Below are 20,105 nucleotides of genomic sequence, written 5' to 3' on the forward strand. Positions count from 1 at the left end.
GTCCTGCATAATCAGGCGCGATCGTGCGCCCGGGCCCCGCTCCCGGAGCCGCCGAGACCGTCCACGAGACCGACGCGAAGCTGAGGAGGACCGGCCGATGCCGGACCAGCACTGCCCGACGTGCGGCACCGCACGCTCGACCGGGTGCGGCTGCGTCCCGGACCCGAGCCTCACCGCGACCGCCGTCCTCCCCCACCTGGAGGGCCCGCCGCTGGTCCGCCCCTACGTGCCGCAGGCCGCGGACCAGGTGGCCGGGGAATCGCCGGGGAGCGCACCGGTCGTGGACCCGTTCGCGACCACCGTGCTGCCCCCGGTCGCCCCGGGACAGCCGACGGCGCCCGGCGGACCGGTCGCTCCCCCGCTCGGACCGGACGCCGACGCCTACGCCACCACCGTGCTGCCGCCCGTCCCGGTGGGGCAGCCCCCGCTGGGGCCGGGCGCCGACGCCTACGCCACCACCGTGCTGCCGCCGGTGCCGCCCTCCGGGGCGGGCGCCCACCAGGCAGGGCCGCCGCCGCATCCCGCCGAGAGCGAGATCGGGTTCTTCCCCTTCGACAACGCCCCGACCGACCCCGGCCCGCCGGCCGGCGGCGGCCGGGCCGCGCGCCGGGCGGCCGAGCAGGGCGCCACCAATCCGCTGGCCGAGCGCAAGGGGCTGCTGGTCGGGGCCGGCGCCGCACTGGTGGCGCTCACCATCGGCATCGCGTACGCGGTGACCCCCTCCTCCGAGCCGGACGCCAAGCAGGCGCAGCCGCTGCCGACCACCACCCTGGCGCCCGCCCCGGTGGACCCGAGCCCCGCGACCGCGCCCACCGCCACCACGCCGGCACCGGCCAGCTCCGCTCCCAGCCCGTCGGCGACGCCGTCCCGCAAGCCGACGCCGACGAAGACGGCCACCCCGACGCCGACCCCCACGCCGACCCTGCCCCCGCCGCCGGTGCCGACGCCCACGCCGACCCCCACCCCGACGCCGACCCCCACCCCCACCGCGACCACCCCGCCGCCCGCGCCGCGCGTGCTGAAGCGCGGAATGAGCGGGCCCGACGTCCTGGCCATGCAGCAGCGCCTGTACGCCGCCGAATGCGGATTCGTCGACAAGTCGATCATCACCGGGACCTTCGACTACTGGACCGAGTCGGTGCTCAGCACCTACCAGGCCGAGAACCAGATCAAGGGCGAGAAGGGCGTCTACGGTCCCAAGACCCAGGCCTTCCTCGCCGCCGACCCCGGCTGCTGATGCCGGCTGCCGTTCCCGGCCGCTGACGCCGGCCGCCTGGTTCCCGGCCCCGACACCTGACATGCGAGAACGGGTGGTGCCCGCCGCTCGGCGGGCACCACCCGTTCTCCGCTCCCCGGCCGTCAGCCGGTGATCGCCCCGAAGATGCTGACGCCCGCCAGCACCACCATGATCGACGCCGCCACCCGGATGATCAGCTTCATCGGCACGTGCTTCAGCAGTTTCTGCCCGCCCACGATGGCGACCCCGCCGACCGCGCACAGCGCCAGCCAGGAGCCGATGCCGACGGCCAGCGGGTCGGCGTACTTGGCGGCCAGGTTGGCGGTCATGATCTGGGTCAGGTCGCCGAATTCGGCGATCGCGACCACCACGAAGCTGGCCCCGGCCACCTTCCAGAAGCTGTTCGAGGACGGCTCCTTGGCCGCGTGCTCGTCCTCGTCCCCGCCGCCGTGGAACAGCAGCATCGCCGCACCGGCCAGGAACAGGACGCCGGTGACGCCTTCCACCCAGCGGTGCGGCAGCAGCGACAGCAGGTGCCCGGCGACGAGCGCGATGCCCACCTGCAGGGCGAACGCGGCGGCGATGCCCGCGAAGACGTAACTCGCCCGGTACTTGGTGCCGAGCACCAGACTGGCCAACGCGGTCTTGTCCGGCAGTTCGGCCAGGAAGATGATGCCGAAGGTCAATGCGGCGACGGTCACGCTCATGCGCCCGCCTCGCTTCGCCCGGCAGGGGCGTTCGCGCACACGCGCCCTGTGATGGTTCGTTCGCTTCGCTCACTCACGAAAGGGGATCCTCGGTCGGGCTGCCCGGCCTCCGCAGCTCCGTCAGGGGATGCTTCGGCCCGACAGCACTGGTCATGGTCACAGCACTGCGGCCGAAGGTCTCGCCGGCAACGCTCCGCGAGCGGTGCCCCGGGCGCCGGGCCCCTGGGGGCCAGTATGTCGACGGTCCGGTGGAGGGCTACTCCCCTTCAACACCGCCCAGCCTACCGGACGGCGTCGAGCGGCCCGACCGGCACCTTTCCCCGGCCGACCAGCTCCAGCACCACCACGATCGCCACCGACTCCACCGCCAGCAACCCGACCAGCACGAACAGCTGCACCGCCCCCGCCTGCACCGGCGAGGCCCCGCCGAGCAGCATCCCGACGAAGGCCCCCGGCAGGGTGACCAGGCCGACCGTGCGGGTCTGGTCCAGCGCCGGGACGAGCGAGGTCGCCGCGGCCGTACGACAGATCTCCAGCCGCGCCTCGCGCTCCTCGAAGCCGAGCGCCAGCGCCGCCTCCACCTCGCCGCGCCGCTGCCGCAGCTCGTCCAGGGCACGCCGACCGGCCAGCGAGGTCGCGGTGAGCGCACCACCGATCAGGATGCCCGCGACCGGGATGACCGACAGGCCCTTGGGCGGCAGCAGCCCGACCGCCAGCAGCAGGGCGAGCACCGGCAGCACCCCGGCGCCGATCGGGGCGGCCGCCCACGCCCAGCCCGGCCCGGGCGTCATCCGCCGGCCCGCGGTGCGCACCGCGACCGAGAACATCAGCAGCACGAACAGCGCCGACCACCAGAGCGAGCCGACCACCCAGGTGATCACCGCGGCGACGGCCGCCAGCTGCACCACCGCCCGCAGCCCGGCCCGCAGCACCGCGTGCCCGTGGCCGAGCCGTCCCCGCCCGGCCACCGCGACGGCGGCCAGCAGCAGGACCGCGGTGACCACCCCGAGCAGCGGGGTGACCGGCAGCAGCTGCCCGCCGGACGCCGACAGGGAGACCGGTGTCACCCCCGGCCCCGGCACCGCAGGTTCCATCAGATCCAGCTGGTGAACCACATCCGGTCCTGCCAGGACGACATCGGGATCACCTCCGCCGTGTACAGCGGGTAGAAGAAGGCGAAGCAGCCGACGATCGCCAGCACGACCGCCCCGGCCCCGATCGCGCCGATCCGGCGGCGCTCGGGGCTGCACCCGGGCGGGCCGAGGATCGCGCCGAGCATCTGGGCGACGGCCAGGCACAGGAACGGCACCAGCACGACCATGTAGAAGGAGAAGATCGTCCGCTCCTGGTAGCGGAACCAGGGCAGGTAGATCCCGGCCACCGCGCAGAGCACCGCGCCCGAGCGCCAGTCCCGCCGGAAGAACCAGCGCCACAGCAGGTAGACCAGCGCGAAGCAGGCCGCCCACCAGAGGAACGGCGTGCCGAGGCCGAGGATCTGCGCCGCGCAGCCGCCGGAGGAGGTGCAGCCGCGGGTGCCGTTCGGGACCTGCTCCCAGTACATCGAGACCGGGCGGCCGTCCACGAGCCAGGCGAAGGGGTTGGACTGGTAGGTGTGCGGGGTGCTCAGGCCGGTGTTGAAGTCGTACATCTGCGAGTGGTAGTGCCACAGGCTGCGCAGCGGCGCGGGCACCCAGCTCATCGGCACCTGCGGCAGCGGGACGCCGAGGAAGCGGTCCGGGGAGAGCCCGGCCCGGCCGTCGGCCCAGTGCCGGTCGTACCCGCCCTCGCCGTTGCCGCCGCTGAGCAGCCAGCCGCCCCAGGCGCCGACGTACACCACCAGGGCGGAGCCGACCATGGCGAGCAGGGCGGGCACGGCGTCCCGGCGCAGCATGGAGCGCCAGGGGTGGCGGGCGCCGGCCCCGCGGCGGCCGGACTGGTCCCACAGGACGGTCAGGACGCCGAAGGCGGCGAGGACCGGGGCGCCGTTCCACTTGACCGCGCAGGCGGCGCCGATGAACACCCCGGCGGCGATCCGCCAGGGCCGCCACCCGAGCCGCGCCCGGTCGCCGTCGGCCGCGCGCGCCAGCCGGGCGCGGGCGTGGTCCCGGTCGATCAGCAGGCTGCCGAAGGAGGCGAGCACGAAGAACATCTGGATGCCGTCGAGCAGGCCGACCCGGCTCATCACCAGCTGCAGGCCGTCCACCGACATCAGCAGCGCGGCGGTGCAGCCGACCAGGGTGGAGCCGAAGAGCCGACGGCCGATCCGGGCCAGCATCAACACGGTGACGGTGCCGAGCAGGGCGGTCATGAACCGCCAGCCGAAGGGGTGCAGTCCGAACAGCTGCTCGCCGATCGCCATCACCCATTTGCCGAGCGGCGGGTGCGCGATGAACTCGGGCGCGGAGCCGAGCGGCACGGACTGCGGGACGGCCAGGATGTCGGCGTTGGCGTGGTCGGGCCAGCTGCCCTCGTAGCCCTGCCGCAGCAGCGACCAGGCGTCCTTGGGGTAGTACGTCTCGTCGAAGACGAAGGCGTTGGGGTAGCCGAGGTGCCAGAACCGCAGCAGGCCCGCGAAGAGCGCCACGCCGATCGGCCCGAGCCAGCCGGAGTGGTCGACCGCCCAGCGGACCAGGCCCCCGCGCGGGGCCGGTGCGGGGGCCTCGGGGGCCGGGGCCGCCGGGGGGTGCGTGAGCGCCGCTTGCGTCATAGCCTCGCCGATTCGCCAGTCTGCTCTGCCCGGGCCCGGGCGCCGTGGCCGGATCCGGGCGGTCAACAGCCACTGACACTATGTGGCGGTGCTCGTGAAGCCAAGCGCGACGGGCGCCGACCAGGTGACCTGGTCGGCGCCCGTTTCGCGCGCTCGCGCCCGCCCCCGCACTACGCGGCGGTCTGCAGCTCCCGGACCGGGGCGGTGCGGACCACGACCGGCGCGGCGTTGTCCTGCTCCGGCGTGAGGTGCCGGCGCAGCCGCAGCGCCAGGGTGACGATCAGCAGCGTGGAGCCCGCCATCGCCGCCAGGTAGAGCGGCCAGGTGCCGGAGCCGACCAGCAGCACGCCGACGGCCGGGCCGACCGCGATCGCGATCTGCTTCACCAGGGCGTACCCGGCGTTGTAGGTGCCGAGCAGTCGGGCCGGGGCGAGGTCGGCGACCATCGGGCCCATGGTGGGCGCGAGCAGCGACTCGCCGACGCCGAACAGGGCGTAGATCGAGACGATGGCGACCGTGGCGGCCATGGTCTCGGTCCGGATCAGGCCGGCCACCAGGGCCATCGCCCAGGCGCCGAGCCAGACAAGGCCGGCCGCGGCCATCGCGGTGGTGCGGCGGCGGCGCGCGGTGATCCGCACCATGAACATCTGCAGCACCACGATGGTCAGCGCGTTGGCGCCGATCGCGAAGCCCAGGGTGGACGGCGCGGTGCCGACGGTGTCGGTGGCGAAGGCCGCGACACCGGACTCGAACTGGCCGTAGCAGGTGAAGAAGATCAGCCCGGCGAGCAGGCAGAGCCGCAGCATCGCCTTGTCGGCGACCAGCGCGCGCAGGCCGGTCGGGCCGTCGCTCTTCTCGTGGACCAGGCTCAGCTGGAACCGCGGCATCCGGGCGGTGCCGGTGACCAGGGCCAGACCGAGGAAGGTCGCCGCCTCGATGGTGAACAGCCGGGTGAGGCTGGCCGGGTCGGCGACGTCCACGATCTGGCCGCCGACCAGCGCGCCGATGCCCATGCCCAGGTTGACCAGGGTGAACTGCAGCGCGAAGGCGTGCGAGCGGGTCGCCGCCGTCGAGCAGCGGACGATCATCGTGGCGAGCGCCGGCTGGCAGGTGGTGACGCCCGCGCCGAACAGGAAGGAGGAGACCAGCAGGGCCGGGGTGCCGGTGGCGTGGCCGAAGGCGAACGCGCCGGTGGCGGCGAGCGCCGTACCGGCCAGCAGCACCGGACGGGGACCGTACTTGTCGATGCCGCGCCCGGTGAACGGCAGGACGGCGAGGGCCGCCAGTGCGAAGACGGTGAACACCATCCCGGCCGCCAGCGAGCCCAGCCCGCGCACCTGGTCCACGTACACGAACATGTACGGCATCGTGAACCCGCTGCCGAACGCACTGAGCGCGTTGCCGATCTGGACGCGGCGCAGCGGGCCGCCCGCTCCACGCCGCCGCCTCTGCTGCTTCACCGTGCCGGTCACCGTGCACATCCCTTCCTGGTTTCGACTGGATACTCTTAAGTCCAGAAGATTTCAGAGCTAAAGTTTGACGAGATAAAGTCTTAGCACCAGAAGGCTGTGGAGTCAAAGGCTTAAGGGGTGCACCCTCGTGCGACACTGGTCCGCATGACTACGGACAAGCCGGCGCCGGCTGCCGAGAAGCCCGCCCCGGCCACCCCCCTGGAGCTCGGCATCGCCGAGCAGGTGGCCCTCTACCAGCGGGAATTCCCCACCGTGGACCCCCAGGTGGAGACCATCGTGCAGACCCTCAACCGGGTCTCCCGGCGGATGGGCGTGGCATACGACCGCCAGCTGACTGTGCTCGGAATCACCTCCGCCGAATGGGAGGTGCTCAAGGCCCTCGTGGTGGCCGGCAGCCCCTACCGGCTGGGGCCGAGCGAGCTGGCCAAGCGGCTCGGGCTGACCCCGGCGGCGATGACGCACCGGATCGACCGGATGGTGGCCGACGGCCTGGTCACCCGCGAGCGGGACGAGTCCAACCGGGTCCGGGTGATCATCGAGCTGACCGAGACCGGCCGCGACAAGTGGCTGGAGTCGATGCGGATGGCGGCGGTCTTCGAGGAGGAACTGCTCCAGGACATCGTGGGCGAGGAGCGCACCGCCCTCGCCGCCCTCCTCGCCCGGATGCTCCGCCGGATCGAGGACACCCGGCCCGACGCCCTCGGCCGCACCGCCGAGTCGGGCTAGCCAGCCCGGGAGAACGCCGACCCGGACCGTCGGGAGAAGGCCCGGGTCGACGGATTTCCGTTGGCATTCGGCATCTCGTATGCCAATCTGCGTGGCGCCAGAAGACTTCTGAGACACCGTTGACCAGATTGGCCTTCGCCATGCCGCTCACGCCGCTCAAGCGCACCTCCGCCCTGCTCGCCACCCTCGTGGTGGCCGGCCTCGGGCTCACCGCCTGCAACGACGACAGCTCGTCCGGAGCCGCCCCGACCGCCGCCACCGGCACCGCCGCGGCGACCTCCCCCGCGGGCGCCCCCTCCGCCCCGACGGCCACCCCGAGCGCCACCGCGTCGGCCGCCACCCCGACCGGCGCCGCGCCCACCGGCACCCCGGCCGCTCCGGCTCCGGGCGGGGCCGCGCCGACCACCGTGGTCCAGGGCGGCAAGACCCGGCCGGCCGACCTGCCCGCCGACGTCCCGCTGCCCCCGGGGAAGATCACCCTGGTCAACGGCGCGAACGGCGGCTACATCATCACCTGCGAGGCCGCCCCCGGCGACTACGCCAAGTACGAGGCGGCGCTCAAGGCCGCCGGCTTCGAGGTGACCTCGACGGGCGCGGGCGCGGGCCTCGCCGAGAAGGGCGAGAGCAACCTGGTGATCACCAGCTCCCCGACCTCGATCTCGGTCCTCTACGCCAGGATCTGAGCGGCCGGACACGACGGGCGGCCCCGGACGAGATCAGTGCTCGTCCGGGGCCGCCCGGGTTCGGTGCGAGGGCCCGTCGGGCCCCCGGCGGGTGCGGGGTGTCAGCAGGGGCCGTTGTCGGTCCAGACGCCCCACTGGCCGCTCAGGGTCGGGTCCTCGCCCTTGGTCCACCACTTGTTGGTGTAGTAGTGGCCCTTCCAGGAGACCTTGGTGCCGCCGGCCGCGTAGGTGGTGTTCGGGTCCCAGCTCGGGGCGGCCGAGCAGGTGGCCGGCGTGGTCGGGGTGCCGGTGGGCGTACCGGTCGGGGTGCCCGTCGGCGTGCCGGTGGGGGTGCCGGTCGAGGTCTGGGTGGGGGTCGGCGTGCCGGTCGGCGGGGCCGGGCAGCCGGCCGCGGAGCCGTTGGTGGCGGTCACCATCTTGTCGAACAGGGCGGTCTTGGTGCCCAGGTCGTACAGCGAGAAGGCGAAGGAGCCGCCGAGGCCGTTGCAGTGCGCGTAGTCGAGCTTGGCCTGGATCGACTTGGCGTCCTCACCGCTCCAGAAGGTGGTGCCGTCGTAGAAGTACGTGGCCTTGGCGTCGTCGTCCCAGAAGGTCTTGGACGGGTTGTCGACGAAGCCCGCGAGCTCCTTGTACATCTGGATGCCGGGGACGTTGCCGGACATCGCCGCGCCGGCCGCCGGGCCGGTGGCGGGCTGGAACAGGCCGTTCTTGCCGTTGTTCTGGACGCCGGTCCAGCCGCGGTAGTAGAACGGCACGCCCATGTTGATCTTGTTGGCCGGGAAGCCGCCGGGGATGCCGTACTGCGCGTCGCCGACCGTCCACGCCTTGACGGCGTTGTCGATCGAGTACTTGCCGTTGCCCGGCTTCGCCGGGGTGGACGGGTCGTTCGGGCCGGAGTAGAGCGGCGCCTGGTGGTTGGTCGGCCCCTGCGGGTCCCAACCGCCGTGCATGTCGTAGGTCATGACGTCGAGGAAGGTCAGGTACTGACCGATCTTGTCGGTCTCGACGTTCATGATCTTGTCCTGGCCGGCGCCGACCGCCGCCGACAGGGCGTAGGTCTTGCCGTCGGCCTTGCCCTGCGCGTCCAGCTGGGTGCGGAACTCCTTCAGCAGCGCCGTGAAGTTCTGCTTGTCGGCCGGGCTGGAGATGTTGCCGGTGTGGCCGCCGCCGCCCGGGTACTCCCAGTCGATGTCGACGCCGTCGAAGACGCCGGCCGCCGAGCCCGGGCCGCCGTAGCCGGCCTCGCTCGGCAGGTTGCCCTTGATGAACATGTCGAGACAGGACGACACCAGGTGCTTGCGCGAGGCGTCCGTGGCGGCCGCCGACGAGAAGTACTTGGAGTAGGTCCAACCGCCCAGCGAGATCAGGACCTTGAGGTTGGGGTTCTTCGCCTTCAGCTTCTTCAGCTGGTTGAAGTTGCCCGCGATCGGCTGGTTCCAGACGTCGCCGACGCCGTCGACCGCGATGTCCGCGCCGAAGCTCTTCTGGTAGTCGGCGAACGCGTCGCCCGCGCCGTCACCGGCGTTGGGGTTGTTGTCGTTGGTGTCGGCGGCCTTGGTGGCCTCGAAACACCCGAGGTCGCTCGGGTGGATGTTGGCGAAGTCGTAGATCAGGTAGTCCAGCTTCCCGGCCACGCCGGTGTCCTGGATGGTCTTCGGGTAGTACCCGTTGGCGTAGACCGACCACTGGTCGAAGTAGGCGACCTTGATGCCGCCGCTGGTGGCGGGCGCGCCGGTGCTGTTGGTGGTCGCGGCGTTGGCCGCGCCGCCGCCGGACAGCGCGAGGCCGGCACCGAGCAGCAGGGAGGCGGTGGTGCCGGCCGCGACGGCGGCCAGGCTCTTCGGACGGCGTCGACGGCCGCCCTGCGGAGCCGGGGCCCCGGCCCTTTCGATGGGTGAGCGCAGCATGGGTGCGTGACTCCTGGTTGTGGGGGTTCCCGCCGCCGCCCCGGGGGGTGCGTCCGGGGTGGGGCCGGACGACCGGGACATGACAGGAAGGGGTGGGGAATCGTGCGGATCAGGCCATGACGGACACCGGGATGTGCCGAACCGGCGCCCCCGGCACGAGGCCGTGGACGCCGGTTCAGGGGCTCCCTGCACCTGGGCATAAAAATGGACTAGACCAACTCGCCCGTCAAGGGGTCCGGTTGGGCCTTGAGACCCGCTTAAGGTTCCGCGCCGCGGCCCGCGGGACGTCCCGCGCCCCGTCCCTCGCCGCTCCCCCGGTCCGCCGCGGCGGGCTCAGTAGCGGACGGCGTTCGGCACCTCGGCCTTGACCGTGCCCGAGAGCTCCCGGTTGCTGCGCGCGGCGGCCTGGGTGCTCTGCCCGGCGGCCAGGTCCTGGACCGTCACCGCCGTGGCGTCGAGGACGTTGCCGCTCCCGTCGGTGAAGTTCACCTGGATCACGTACCGGTACGACTGCTGCCCGTGGTTGGTGACGGTCAGCTGCACCTGGGTCTTGTTGTCCGTCCCCGTGGTCACCGCCCCGACCGTCACGTCCCCCTTCGCGTCCAGGCCGCCCTTGATCCCGGCCACCGCCGAGGAGGCCGAGGACACCGCCGCCGAGGCCCGGGCTTCCGCCGACGCCAGCGCCGAACTCGCCCCGCCCGCCACCGAGGCCAACGCCGACCCGGCCCCGCTCGCGGCCGAGGCCAGTGCCGAGGCGGCCGAGGCGGCGGCGCTCGCGCCCTTCTCCACCGCGGACGCCGCCCCGGAGGCCACACTGCTCGCGCTGCTGCCCGAGGAGCAGCCCGCCAGGGCCGCCGCACCGACCGCCGCCGCGGTCAACACCCCTGCCGCGGCGCGGAGTCGGCGGCGCACCGGCGGCGCGTCCAGGTCCTGCGCGGTGACCCTCGCGCACGGCGAAGTGACCCGGGTGGGCGGCTGGCGGTCCATGCGGTTCCTCGTTTCCGGTCGGCGCCGGGCTGCCCGGCGCGCCTGCCGCCCACCCTCCGAGGGGCCGGACGCGGGCGCCAGCAGGGCTGCTGCCTCCGGGTGAACCGCCTCGGGGACGTGGGGCCGTCCCCCCGGGCCGGCTCAGGACAGCCCCGAACCCTCCTGCTCGTCCGCCTCCACCGCGGCCCGCTCCTCGCGCAGCCGCACCAGGTGCCGGCGCCTCGCCACCACGCCGTACGCGCCGGCCGCGCTCGCCACGAAGGAGGCCAGGCCGACCCACGGACGGTCGAAGACATGCCCGGTCAGGTGGTCCAGCGAGTACCGCCCGGCCCCGGCCAGGCCGATCGCCAGCCCGGTCGCGCCGAGGAAGGCGGGGTACTCGTAGCCGCCGGACATGGCGAAGAAGCCGGCCGGGGCGTGTACCGCCACCGCGCCCGCCATCGTCCCGGCCACCACCGCGCCGGCCGCCGGAGTGGCCAGTCCGACCACCAGCAGCGCACCGCCGCCCGCCTCCCCGGCGCCGGCCGCGATCGCGCTCTGCCGGGCCGGGTGGAAGCCCATCGCGTCCATCGCCTGGGTGGTGCCCTCCAGGCCGCCGCCCCCGAACCAGCCGAACAGCTTCTGGGTGCCGTGCGCGATCAGCACCCCGCCGACCGCGCTGCGCAGGGCCAACAGGCCCAGGTCCTTACGGTTCAGGCACATGTCGCATCCTCGTTTCCGCGGCGCAGTGGTCCCTACCGGAGCGGTCCTGCCCGGCGCGGTCCCACCGGTGTCAGCGCCGCTGTCAGCGCCGGTGTCGGTGCCGGTGGGCCCGCCGGCGTGGCGGTCCTGCCTCCATAGCAACCGAGACCGCCCACCCGTTCGAGCCGGGGCCGCCATCCGGGCGAATTCGCCGACGATCGGGAATGGATCCCGAACCGGGGAGACACAGCACACACCGGCTCGGGGCGTGGCGGACCGGCCGCCCGGGGCGCCGTGGTCATGCTTGGCCCATGTTCGTCTTCAACCTGAGCAGCGCGTTCATCACCTTCTTCGCGGTGGTCGGCCCGCCGAAGACCCTGTTGGCCTTCGCCCGGCTGGCCACCACCCGCAGCACCCGGGAGCTGCGCCGGCTGGCGGCCTGGAGCACCGTCATCTCGTCGGTGATCGGCCTGGTGCTCGGGTTCTCGGCGAACTGGGTCACCTCGCTGTTCCACATCAGCGACCAGTCGCTGCAGCTCGCCGGCGGGTTGATCTTCTTCGTCTACGCGGTGGCGCTGGTCTTCGGCGTCCACCTCGGCGGCGGGGCCGACGAGGAGGACGAGCACCTGCCGAACCCGCTGGTGGACGGCATCCGCGAGCTGCTGCTGCCCTACATCGCCAGCCCGCTCGCGGTGACCGCCGTCCTGGTCGCCTCGCTCAACCGGAGCGGCCTGGCCTGGAAGGCCACCGTCGCGGCGGCGTACGTGGCCGTCGCGGTGATCAACTACGTCTGCGTCGCCGTGCTCGCCCCGCTGATGCAGCGCACCCACCGGACCTCGCTGGAGGTGCTGTCCCGGCTGCTCGGGCTGCTGCTGGCGGCGGTCGGCGTGGAGCTGGTCCTGGAGGGCCTGTCCGGGCTCGGGGTGCCGCTGCCCTACGGCGGCCACTGAACCCGGCCCGGACGGCCGGCCACCCGGGGCCTCAGGCGGCGGCCAGTGCGGCCAGCACCTCGCCGATCCGCTCCCGCACCACCGGGTCGACGACCAGCCCGCCCGGGCCGACCGCGCCGCGCCCCAGCGGGATCCGGACGCAGGCCTCCTCCACCACCGCCGCGCCGGTGTAGCCGAGGACGGTGCGCAGGGTGGCTTCGGCACCCCCGCCGCGGCCCGGGTTGGCCGCGTTGATCCAGCCGACCGGCTTGTCCGAGATCTCCACCCCGCCGACCGTCCAGTCCAGCAGGTTCTTGAACGAGCCAGGCAGTGTCCCGGCGTACTCGGGAGTGCAGACCAGCAGCGCGTCGGCCGCCTCGATCGCGGCCCGCAGCCCGGCCACCGGCTCCGGCAGCGGGTCCTGGTCGTGGTCCGGGTTGAAGTGCGGCAGCTCGGCCAGCCCGGTGTAGTACGTGGTCCGCAGGCCCGGGGTGGCGACGGCCAGCTCGGCCGCGGTGCGCAGCACGGTCTCGTTGGTGGAACCGGCCCGCAGGCTCCCCGGCAGCAGCAGGATGTGGCGCTCGTTCGACATGGGCCGGAACCTACTCCTTGACGTCCGCGTCAAGGCCAGCCGGTCCGCCGGCCTGCCAGTCCGCCGCTCCGCTCAGCGCGGCGCCAGCGGCCGCCAGGGCACCGGGCTGGAGAGGATCATCGAGCTGGCCGGCTGGCCGTAGCCGCCGAGCCGGTCGCACAGCGCCTCGAACTCGGCCATCGTCGGCACCGCGACCAGCAGCACGCAGCAGGCCCCGCCGGTGACCCGGTGCAGCTGGAGCACCTCCGGCCAGGTCGCCACCTCGGGGTCGCGCAGCACGCAGCGCGGGCCGTAGCACTGGATCTGCACCAGCGCGGTGATCGGCAGCCCGGCCCGGGTGGGGTCCACGTGCGCGTGGTAGCCGCTGATCACCCCGTCGGCCTCCAGGCGGCGGACCCGTTCGGCCACCGCGGGTGCGGACAGGCTCACCCGGCGGGAGAGTTCGTTGTACGAGAGCCGGGCGTCGGCCTGCAGCTCGGCCAGCAGGCGGCGGTCGACGGCGTCCATGGCGGCTCCCCAGGCGTTCGGGATCAAGTGATTTTCATTCGTAAACCGAACCCGCCAAACGCCTCGCGAACGACAGCTCCAACGGCGGTTGCGGTGTCCGTCGACCATTCAAGCGGGGGCCACCACCGCCGCACAATGGCATCCCGTGGAACCGGGCACTCCGCCTGGTTCACCGGAGCGGGCGACGAGCCCGGGCGGATCAGGAGGATCGGGATGGGGCACGACACGGTGGAGACACCCAACCTGTCGTTCGGTCGGGACGGAGCGCCGGGTCGGAGCACCCCGTACGCCGCGTACGCGCGGCTGGACGAGCTGCACAGCCTGCAGCACCCGCTCAGCAAGGAGCCCGCCGAGCTGTCGTTCATCGTCACCACCCAGGTGATGGAGCTGCTCTTCGACCTGGTGCGGCACGAGTGGACGCTCGCCCGGCAGGCCCTGCGCGAGGACGACCTGCCCGCCGCGCTCGCCGCCCTGCGCCGGAGCACCCACGCCCAGGACGTGCTGGTGGAGTCCTGGGGCCTGCTGGCCACCATGACGCCGCAGGAGTTCAACTCCTTCCGCGCACTGTTCGGCGAGGCCTCCGGCTTCCAGTCCGCGGCCTTCCTGCGGCTGGAGTTCATGCTCGGCAACAAGAACGCCGCACTGCTGAAGATGTACGACGGCATGCCGCAGACCCAGGGCGAACTGGTCGAGGCGCTGCGCTCGCCCGGTCTGTACGACGAGGCGCTGGCCCTGCTGGCGCGGCGCGGCCTGGCGCCGCAGCCGGTGCCCTCCGAGCAGCGCTACCGCCCGTCCGAGGAGGTCGCCGCGGCCTGGCGGCGGGTGTACACCGAGCCGGAGTTCGCCGCGCTGCAGCCGCTCGGCGAGGCCCTGCTGGACGTGGCCGAGCGGGTCACCCGCTGGCGCCAGCGGCACCTGTCCGCGGTCAAGCGGACCATGGGCGGCAAGCCCGGCTCGGGCGGCTCCAGCGGGCTGACCTGGCTGCGCAAGTCGGCCGAGCAGGACGTCTTCCCGGAGCTGTGGACGATCCGGGACGAGCTGTGAGCCGGGAGCACCGGCGGAACCGGGCGGACGAGGGAAACGAGGAGCACGAGGCCATGGGCAAGACCACGCGCGAGGAGTGCGCGGCGCTGGACGCCGTCGACCCGCTGGCGGCGTTCCGCAAGGAGTTCGCCCTGCCGGACGGGGTGATCTACCTGGACGGCAACTCGCTGGGCGCGCTGCCGGTGCGCACGCCGGAGCGGGTGCGCCAGGTGGTCGAGGAGGAGTGGGGCCGGGAGCTGATCCGCAGCTGGAACGACGCCGGCTGGTTCGAGCAGCCGTACCGGCTCGGCCGGCGGATCGCCCCGCTGATCGGCGCCGACCCGGCGGAGGTCGTCGTGTGCGACACCACCTCGGTCAACCTGTTCAAGCTGCTGGCGGCCGCGCTGCGGCTGCGCCCCGGTCGGCACACCGTGCTCGGCGACGCCGAGGCCTTCCCGACCGACCTGTACATCGCCGAGGGCGTGACCGGTCTGGTCGAGGGCGCGCGCAGCGCGCTGATCAGGCCGGAGGAGCTGGACCGGCACCTGGACGGGGACGTCGCCGCGGTCGTCCTCTCCCAGGTGGACTACCGCACCGGCGAGCTGCTGGACATGCCCGGGATCACCGCCCGGGTGCAGGCGGCGGGCGCGCTGATGATCTGGGACGTGTGCCACGCCGTCGGCGCGCTGCCGGTCGAACTCGGCGCCGCCGAAGCGGACTTCGCGATCGGCTGCACCTACAAGTACCTGAACGGCGGCCCCGGTTCGCCGGCCTTCCTGTACGTCGCCGAGCGGCACCTGGCGGCCGGTCCGCTGCAGCCGCTGAGCGGCTGGTTCGGGCACGCCCGCCCGTTCGCCTTCGAGCCCGGGTACGACCCCAAGCCGGGCATCGGCCGCTTCCTGACCAGCTCGCCCTCGCTGCTCGGCCAGGCCGCCCTCGACGCCTCGCTGGACGTCTGGGAGCGGGCCGACCTGGCGGCGGTGCGGGCGAAGAGCCTGGCGCTGACCGACCTGTTCATCGAGCTGACCGAGGACCTGGACGGCATCGAGGTGGTGACCCCCCGCGAGCACGCCCGGCGCGGCAGCCAGGTCGCGCTGCGGCACTCCGACGGCTACCCGGTGGTGCAGGCGCTGATCGAGCGCGGGGTGATCGGCGACTTCCGCGCCCCGGACCTGATGCGCTTCGGCTTCACCCCGCTCTACCTCTCGTACACCGAGGTCTGGGACGCCGCCCGGCAGCTGGCCGAGGTGCTGGCGAGCGGCGAGTGGCGGGCGGAGCGCTTCTCCCGCCGGGGCGAGGTGACCTGAGCGCACGGCCGACCGGGCCGAGGCGGCCGACGGGCTCCGACAGGACGTCGGTGAGCCGGTCGTCGCCCCGGCCGGCCGGGCGGTCGGCGGACCGGTCGACGCCGTCGCCGCCCGGCGCCGTACGGTGGACCGCTCCTTCGCCGCGAACCGACGCTCCTACCTGGTCAGTTCTCCGACCAGTCGGCGGTAGACCTCGAAGGCCGGCTTGCGCGTGTAGTCGTCGCGCAGCAGGCCGAAGTGGTGGAACAGCCCCGGGCCGGCGCTGTCGGCGTCCCGCAGGGCGAAGAACGCGTAGCCGGTGACGGTGAGTTCGGCGGAGAGTCCGGCGACCGTCCGGACCAGCTCCTCGACCACCTCGGCCTGCCGCGCCTCGCTCCGCCCGGGGCCGGTGGGCCACCCGTTCTCGCAGACCCGCAGCGGAACGTCCGGCCCGATGCCCGCCCGGGGCAGCCATTCCCGCCGGAACGCGGCGACCACCGCGCTCACCGCGTCGGCCAGTCGGTCCGGCGGGACGGGCCGGAAGACGTCCGGGAAGAAGTCCAGCCCGACGTAGTCCAGGGCGCGGTGGAAGCGCTCGTCGGCGAGCTCGCCGAGCTCGGACCAGAAGGTGTCCGCGGGGTCGAAGGACGGCACCGCGTTGAAGCCGACGGCCAGCTCCCCGTACCCGTGGGCGAGCGCTTCCTCCTTGGCCGCGACCACGCCCTCCACCAGCGCCCGGCGGACGTTCGGGACGCCGCCGTCCACGGGCGGCAGGTCGAGGTTGGGCTCCTCGCAGATCTGGAGCAGGGCGACGCGGTGCCCCTCGGTCCGCACGGTGCGCCGGACGAAGTCCAGCCAGCCCGCCAACCGCCCGCTGCGGTCCCGGTACTGGAGGACCAGGTCCAGCTTCCGCCCCTCGCCGGCGTACTGCTCCGGCCGCTCGGGGGCACGCCCCGGATCGGCGTAGGAACGGTAGGCCCGGACCAGGAACTCGGGTGCCCCGCCCTGGAGTTCGCGCAGGGCCTCGATGATCCGCGCCGGGTCGTCGGGGCGGACGGGCAGGAGCAAGCCGGTGTCGTCACCGAGCGCGCCGCCGGGATAGATGCCGAAGGTGAAGGTCATGCCGACACCGTAGCGGATATTTTTGGTGTCACTGCAAGTTTGGTGTGACTCCATGGTTCTGCGTAGGATTCCGCCATGGGACTTCGTGAACTCAAGAAGCAGCAGACCCGGGAACTCCTGGCGGACACCGCCATGGGCCTGTTCGCCGAGCGCGGCTTCGACCGGGTCACGGTGGTCGAGGTGGCCCGGGCCGCCGGGGTCTCGCCGAACACCGTCTTCAACTACTTCCCGACCAAGGAGGACCTGTTCTTCGACCGGCAGGACGCCGTGGTCGCCCACCTGGCCGAGGTGGTCCGCCGCCGCCCCACCGGCGTCTCCGCAGCGGACGCCGTCCGGACCGACCTGCTGACCGCGATCGCGGACGGCGAACCGACCGTGGGGCTCAACCCCGGGATGGCCGCCTTCTGGCGGATCGTCACCGACAGCCCGGCCCTGCGCGCCCGGCTGCTGGAACTCGGCGAACGGGCCGAGGCCGCGCTGGCGGCCGTCCTGGCCGACGAGTCGGGAGCCGCCGACGACGACCCGCTCCCCCGCGTCCTGGCCGGGGCCATCGCCGGCGCCCACCGGGCGGTGCTCGGCGAGATCCGGCGCGCCATGGTGGCCGGCGAACCGGCCGAGCAGGTGCGACCCCGGGTCGAAACGGCGGTGGAACGGGCCTTCGGCCTCCTCACCACCGGCCTCGCCCACTACCCGGGCCCGCACTGAACCCGCCCGGCGGGCCAGGCGGGCCAGGCGGGCCCGGCGGAATCCCCCTTCCCTCCCGTTAGGCGCGGAGCCCGGGAACGGCACGGGCCGCCCGGTCGGGTGGACCCGGGCGGCCTGGGCCGCTGGCTGGCTGTTCAGCTGGTGGGCGTTGAGCTGGTGGGCGTCCAGGCGTCCAGGCGTTCAGGCGTTCAGCCGGTCCCGCCTCAGCTGTGGCGACCGCGCCGGCGGGCGGCCATCACGGCCAGACCGCCGAGGCCGAGCAGGCCGACGCCCGCGAGGCCGAAGACCACCGGGGCGTTGCCCGCGCCGGTGGACGGCAGCTCACCGCCACCACCGTGGTGGTGGCTGCTGGGGTGCCCGGTCGGATGGTCGCTGGTCGGGGCCGGGTGCGCGCTGGACGACGACGCACTGGCCGACGGCGAGTGGTGGCTCGGGGACGGTGAGATGGGCTTGGAGGACGTCGGGCTCGGGGACGTCGGGGTCGGCGACGGCGAGGTGGGCTTGGAAGACGTCGGGCTCGGCGACGGCGAGGTGGGCTTGGAGGACGTCGGCGTCGGCGACGGCGACGGCGACGGCGACGTGGACGGCGAGGGCGAGGAGGAGGTGGGCGACGGGCTCGGCACTCCGCACTCCGGCAGGTCCCCGTCGAACGGGTAGCTGTGGATCTCGTAGCCGCCCGTCCCCGTGTGGATCAGGTCACCGGCCAGGTACACCCGGCCGTTCATCCCCGCCTGGGCGATGGTCGTGACGCCGCCGCGGTCGCCGGCCAGTACCGAGCCCTGGAACTGGGCGCTGCCGAGGATCTGGGCCGAGCGCGCGGTCGGGAAGTTGTAGAGGAGCTTGGAGCGCATCCCGGTGGTCTGGTCGCCCGCCAGACCGGTGCCCGTGTAGGTGTTGATGATCGGGTTGTCCCCGAGCATGTTCACCACGACGGTGGCGCCGGCCGGAATGCCGGTGAAGGCCAGGCCGATCTGTCCGCCGGTGGGCGAGGCGAGGTTCTCGGTGACGTTGAAGACCTGCCGCCTGCTGGTCCCGTCGCCGGTGAAGGTCGCCGTGCCGAAGGCGATCGTGACCTGCCCGGTCGGGGCGGACCGGCCGACGCAGGCGGAGACCTCCTCGATCCGGGCCAGGACGTCCTGGTACGGCGCGGCGGCGTCGGAGTCCTGGATCGACCGGCCGGTGGGGTCGATGGCGACGGTGCCCGTCACCGTGTCCGCGTGGCGGAGGTTGCCGAAGGCCTGGCCCTTCGAGTCGCTGCCGCCGATCAGGATGCTGTTGCCGGACTTGACGTCGACCTTGCCGCCGGTGGTCACGAAGTCGCTGCCGTTGGGCGGTGGCACGCGCGAGCCGACCCCGACGACGCCCATGTTGTAGACACCGCCGCCGTTCTTGTCGACGGTCAGCTTCCCCAGCGTGACGATCTTGCCCTCGGCCTCGGCGGCGCGGCCCTTCACGGTGTAGTCGCCGCCGGTGAAGACGTTGATGGTGGTGTCGCGCCCGGTGAAGTCGCCGTTGTTCGGCGACGGCCAGGTGGCGGGGCAGTCGGGCCCGCCGCAGGCGCCGAGCGGCGGGGCCAGCGGAGCGGCCGAACCGACCGTCAGCACGGCCGCCAGCGGCAGTCCGGCGACGACGGTCGCCACCGCCACCCGTACGGCGCGCCGGCCTCGGGTGACGGGGGCGCTCACGACGGTCGTTCTGTGATCCGGTGAACCGGTGGCCTGATCCATCGACAATTCCTCCGCGCAGAGAAAAGGGCAGGCCGAACGACCTGCCGCGTTCCGTGTTATCTGCTGCCGATCCCACAAATTCGGGACATCCAACCTCACGAGGGATGATTCCCACCTTATGGACCTTCAGATCGGACCCGGAATCCACACGGACGGCGCAGCGATCTCCCGGGTACGCTCCCCTGCCCGCGAGGCCCTAGGTTGGAGCCATGACCACCGAGGGCCGGATCCAGAGCGAGGACCACAGCGAGGACCACCGCGACGACGGCGGCGACCGGGGCGCGCCGATCGTCGCCGTCGCCTCCGCCGACGCCGTGCTGCGGCACCCCGAGGTGGGCGAGCACCTGCTGACCGCCCTCGAACAGGAGCGCGCCGGGCGTTTCCGGCACGAGTCCGGACGGATCGACTTCACCGCCGGACACCTGCTGGTCCGGCTCTGCGCCGCCCGGCTGCTCGGCGTCCCGGTGGCCGGTCTGGTGCTCGCCCAGCAGTGCCCGGACTGCGGTCTCGCCGACCACGGCAAGCCGTACCTGCCGGACCACCCCGAGGTGCACGTGAGCCTCTCGCACACCCGGGGCGTGGTCGCCGCGGGCGCCGGGTACCGGCCGGTCGGCGTGGACGTGGAGCTGTCCGCGCGGGGCGGCTCGCTGCGCGCGGTCGCCCGTCGGGTGCTGGCCCCGGCCGAACTCGCCGCCGTGGAGGCGGCCCCGGAGCCGGACCGGGCGTTCCTGCGGCAGTGGGTGCGCAAGGAGTCGCTGATCAAGATCGGTCGGGCCACCCTGGACACCCTCGGCGGGATCGACCTCTCCACCCTGCCGCTCGCCGTGCCGCCGGGCGCCCCCCTGCGCAGCCGGTACGAGGACCTGCACCTGATCGACTGGACGGACCCGGAGCACGGCGCCGCCGTCGCGGCGGTCAGCACCGCCCCGCCGCGGATCGTGGCCCTCGTGGAGCCCGCGGCGGCCGGCTGAGCGGCGGCGCTCGCGGAGCCCGAGGCGGCCGGCCGAGCGGCACTCGGGGGGGGGGGGGGGCGCCCCCGGCCCCCCCCCCCCCCCCCCCCCCCCCCAGCGCCCCCCCCCCCCCCCCCCAAACCCCCCCCCCCCCGCG

At 73.5% G+C, this 20,105-nt stretch carries 20 protein-coding genes; 9 read left to right on the forward strand and 11 right to left on the reverse strand.

Translation table 11 applies throughout. The annotated features are described in order from the left end of the window. The first annotated feature begins 97 nt into the window (after window positions 1-97). The gene (locus tag ACIRD3_RS30835) at window positions 98-1,237 is read left to right on the forward strand and encodes a peptidoglycan-binding protein (protein WP_402223184.1); all 1,140 of its coding nucleotides are present in this window, start codon (window positions 98-100) and stop codon (window positions 1,235-1,237) included. A 122-nt stretch (window positions 1,238-1,359) separates the two neighbouring features. On the opposite strand, the gene ACIRD3_RS30840 is transcribed toward ACIRD3_RS30835, so the two are convergent. The 4 genes from ACIRD3_RS30840 to ACIRD3_RS30855 all read right to left on the reverse strand — a co-directional run bounded on the left by ACIRD3_RS30840 (window position 1,360) and on the right by ACIRD3_RS30855 (window position 6,123). Then, window positions 1,360-1,944, reverse strand: a complete 585-nt coding sequence (locus ACIRD3_RS30840; protein WP_402223186.1) for a TMEM165/GDT1 family protein — start codon at window positions 1,942-1,944, stop codon at window positions 1,360-1,362. A 281-nt stretch (window positions 1,945-2,225) separates the two neighbouring features. Further along, window positions 2,226-3,011 (reverse strand): ABC transporter permease, encoded by a 786-nt coding sequence (locus ACIRD3_RS30845; protein ID WP_402223187.1) that lies wholly within the window; start codon window positions 3,009-3,011, stop codon window positions 2,226-2,228. A 26-nt stretch (window positions 3,012-3,037) separates the two neighbouring features. Beyond that, complete coding sequence (locus tag ACIRD3_RS30850; RefSeq protein ID WP_402223189.1) at window positions 3,038-4,651, reverse strand: dolichyl-phosphate-mannose--protein mannosyltransferase; 1,614 nt, start codon at window positions 4,649-4,651, stop codon at window positions 3,038-3,040. Window positions 4,652-4,821: 170 nt separating this feature from the next. Further along, window positions 4,822-6,123, reverse strand: coding sequence for an MFS transporter (locus ACIRD3_RS30855; protein WP_402223191.1), 1,302 nt, complete (start codon window positions 6,121-6,123; stop codon window positions 4,822-4,824). A gap of 144 nt (window positions 6,124-6,267) precedes the next feature. Here ACIRD3_RS30855 and ACIRD3_RS30860 point away from each other — a divergent pair, with 144 nt between their 5' ends. Both ACIRD3_RS30860 and ACIRD3_RS30865 read left to right on the forward strand, forming a co-directional pair. Next, the gene (locus tag ACIRD3_RS30860; RefSeq protein ID WP_402223193.1) at window positions 6,268-6,849 is read left to right on the forward strand and encodes a MarR family winged helix-turn-helix transcriptional regulator; all 582 of its coding nucleotides are present in this window, start codon (window positions 6,268-6,270) and stop codon (window positions 6,847-6,849) included. Between the two features lie 140 nt (window positions 6,850-6,989). Further along, window positions 6,990-7,532 (forward strand): hypothetical protein, encoded by a 543-nt coding sequence (locus tag ACIRD3_RS30865; protein ID WP_402223195.1) that lies wholly within the window; start codon window positions 6,990-6,992, stop codon window positions 7,530-7,532. 101 nt (window positions 7,533-7,633) lie between these two features. Here the strand turns inward: ACIRD3_RS30865 and ACIRD3_RS30870 are convergent, their stop codons facing one another. Together ACIRD3_RS30870 and ACIRD3_RS30875 are read right to left on the reverse strand one after the other, a co-directional pair. After that, window positions 7,634-9,439 (reverse strand): glycosyl hydrolase family 18 protein, encoded by a 1,806-nt coding sequence (locus ACIRD3_RS30870; RefSeq protein ID WP_402223197.1) that lies wholly within the window; start codon window positions 9,437-9,439, stop codon window positions 7,634-7,636. 333 nt (window positions 9,440-9,772) lie between these two features. Further along, window positions 9,773-10,012: an FxLYD domain-containing protein gene (locus ACIRD3_RS30875; RefSeq protein ID WP_402223199.1), complete on the reverse strand. Its 240-nt coding sequence runs from the start codon at window positions 10,010-10,012 to the stop codon at window positions 9,773-9,775. A gap of 40 nt (window positions 10,013-10,052) precedes the next feature. On the opposite strand from ACIRD3_RS30875, the gene ACIRD3_RS30880 reads away from it, so the two are divergent. Continuing rightward, a complete protein-coding gene (locus ACIRD3_RS30880) occupies window positions 10,053-10,529 on the forward strand; it encodes a hypothetical protein (RefSeq protein WP_402223201.1) in 477 nt (158 codons plus the stop codon). 38 nt (window positions 10,530-10,567) lie between these two features. Here ACIRD3_RS30880 and ACIRD3_RS30885 read toward each other — a convergent pair whose 3' ends face one another. Continuing rightward, window positions 10,568-11,128 carry a DoxX family protein gene (locus tag ACIRD3_RS30885; RefSeq protein WP_402223203.1) on the reverse strand — a complete coding sequence of 187 codons (561 nt, stop codon included), beginning with the start codon at window positions 11,126-11,128 and terminating at the stop codon, window positions 10,568-10,570. Window positions 11,129-11,418: 290 nt separating this feature from the next. Between ACIRD3_RS30885 and ACIRD3_RS30890 the strand changes: the two genes are divergently transcribed. Further along, window positions 11,419-12,057 (forward strand): MarC family protein, encoded by a 639-nt coding sequence (locus tag ACIRD3_RS30890; protein WP_402223205.1) that lies wholly within the window; start codon window positions 11,419-11,421, stop codon window positions 12,055-12,057. 31 nt (window positions 12,058-12,088) lie between these two features. Here ACIRD3_RS30890 and ACIRD3_RS30895 read toward each other — a convergent pair whose 3' ends face one another. Both ACIRD3_RS30895 and ACIRD3_RS30900 read right to left on the reverse strand, forming a co-directional pair. Next, a complete protein-coding gene (locus ACIRD3_RS30895) occupies window positions 12,089-12,628 on the reverse strand; it encodes an NADPH-dependent FMN reductase (protein ID WP_402223207.1) in 540 nt (179 codons plus the stop codon). Window positions 12,629-12,700: 72 nt separating this feature from the next. Continuing rightward, the gene (locus ACIRD3_RS30900) at window positions 12,701-13,135 is read right to left on the reverse strand and encodes an Lrp/AsnC family transcriptional regulator (protein ID WP_350523224.1); all 435 of its coding nucleotides are present in this window, start codon (window positions 13,133-13,135) and stop codon (window positions 12,701-12,703) included. 213 nt (window positions 13,136-13,348) lie between these two features. On the opposite strand from ACIRD3_RS30900, the gene ACIRD3_RS30905 reads away from it, so the two are divergent. Further along, the gene (locus ACIRD3_RS30905) at window positions 13,349-14,179 is read left to right on the forward strand and encodes a tryptophan 2,3-dioxygenase (protein ID WP_402223209.1); all 831 of its coding nucleotides are present in this window, start codon (window positions 13,349-13,351) and stop codon (window positions 14,177-14,179) included. Window positions 14,180-14,232: 53 nt separating this feature from the next. After that, entirely contained in the window at window positions 14,233-15,465 is a 1,233-nt protein-coding gene (gene kynU / locus ACIRD3_RS30910; protein WP_402223211.1) for a kynureninase, read from the forward strand. Window positions 15,466-15,621: 156 nt separating this feature from the next. Here the strand turns inward: kynU and ACIRD3_RS30915 are convergent, their stop codons facing one another. Then, on the reverse strand, window positions 15,622-16,566 hold the full coding sequence (locus ACIRD3_RS30915) for a hypothetical protein (protein WP_402223213.1): 945 nt from the start codon (window positions 16,564-16,566) through the stop codon (window positions 15,622-15,624). Between the two features lie 75 nt (window positions 16,567-16,641). Here ACIRD3_RS30915 and ACIRD3_RS30920 point away from each other — a divergent pair, with 75 nt between their 5' ends. Then, on the forward strand, window positions 16,642-17,271 hold the full coding sequence (locus ACIRD3_RS30920; protein WP_402223215.1) for a TetR/AcrR family transcriptional regulator: 630 nt from the start codon (window positions 16,642-16,644) through the stop codon (window positions 17,269-17,271). Between the two features lie 203 nt (window positions 17,272-17,474). Here ACIRD3_RS30920 and ACIRD3_RS30925 read toward each other — a convergent pair whose 3' ends face one another. Next, entirely contained in the window at window positions 17,475-18,956 is a 1,482-nt protein-coding gene (locus tag ACIRD3_RS30925) for a choice-of-anchor A family protein (RefSeq protein ID WP_402223217.1), read from the reverse strand. 251 nt (window positions 18,957-19,207) lie between these two features. On the opposite strand from ACIRD3_RS30925, the gene ACIRD3_RS30930 reads away from it, so the two are divergent. Next, on the forward strand, window positions 19,208-19,969 hold the full coding sequence (locus ACIRD3_RS30930) for a 4'-phosphopantetheinyl transferase family protein (protein ID WP_402223219.1): 762 nt from the start codon (window positions 19,208-19,210) through the stop codon (window positions 19,967-19,969). Window positions 19,970-20,105: the final 136 nt, after the last annotated feature.

Source organism: Kitasatospora sp. NPDC093550, assembly GCF_044764985.1.
GTDB lineage: Bacteria > Actinomycetota > Actinomycetes > Streptomycetales > Streptomycetaceae > Kitasatospora.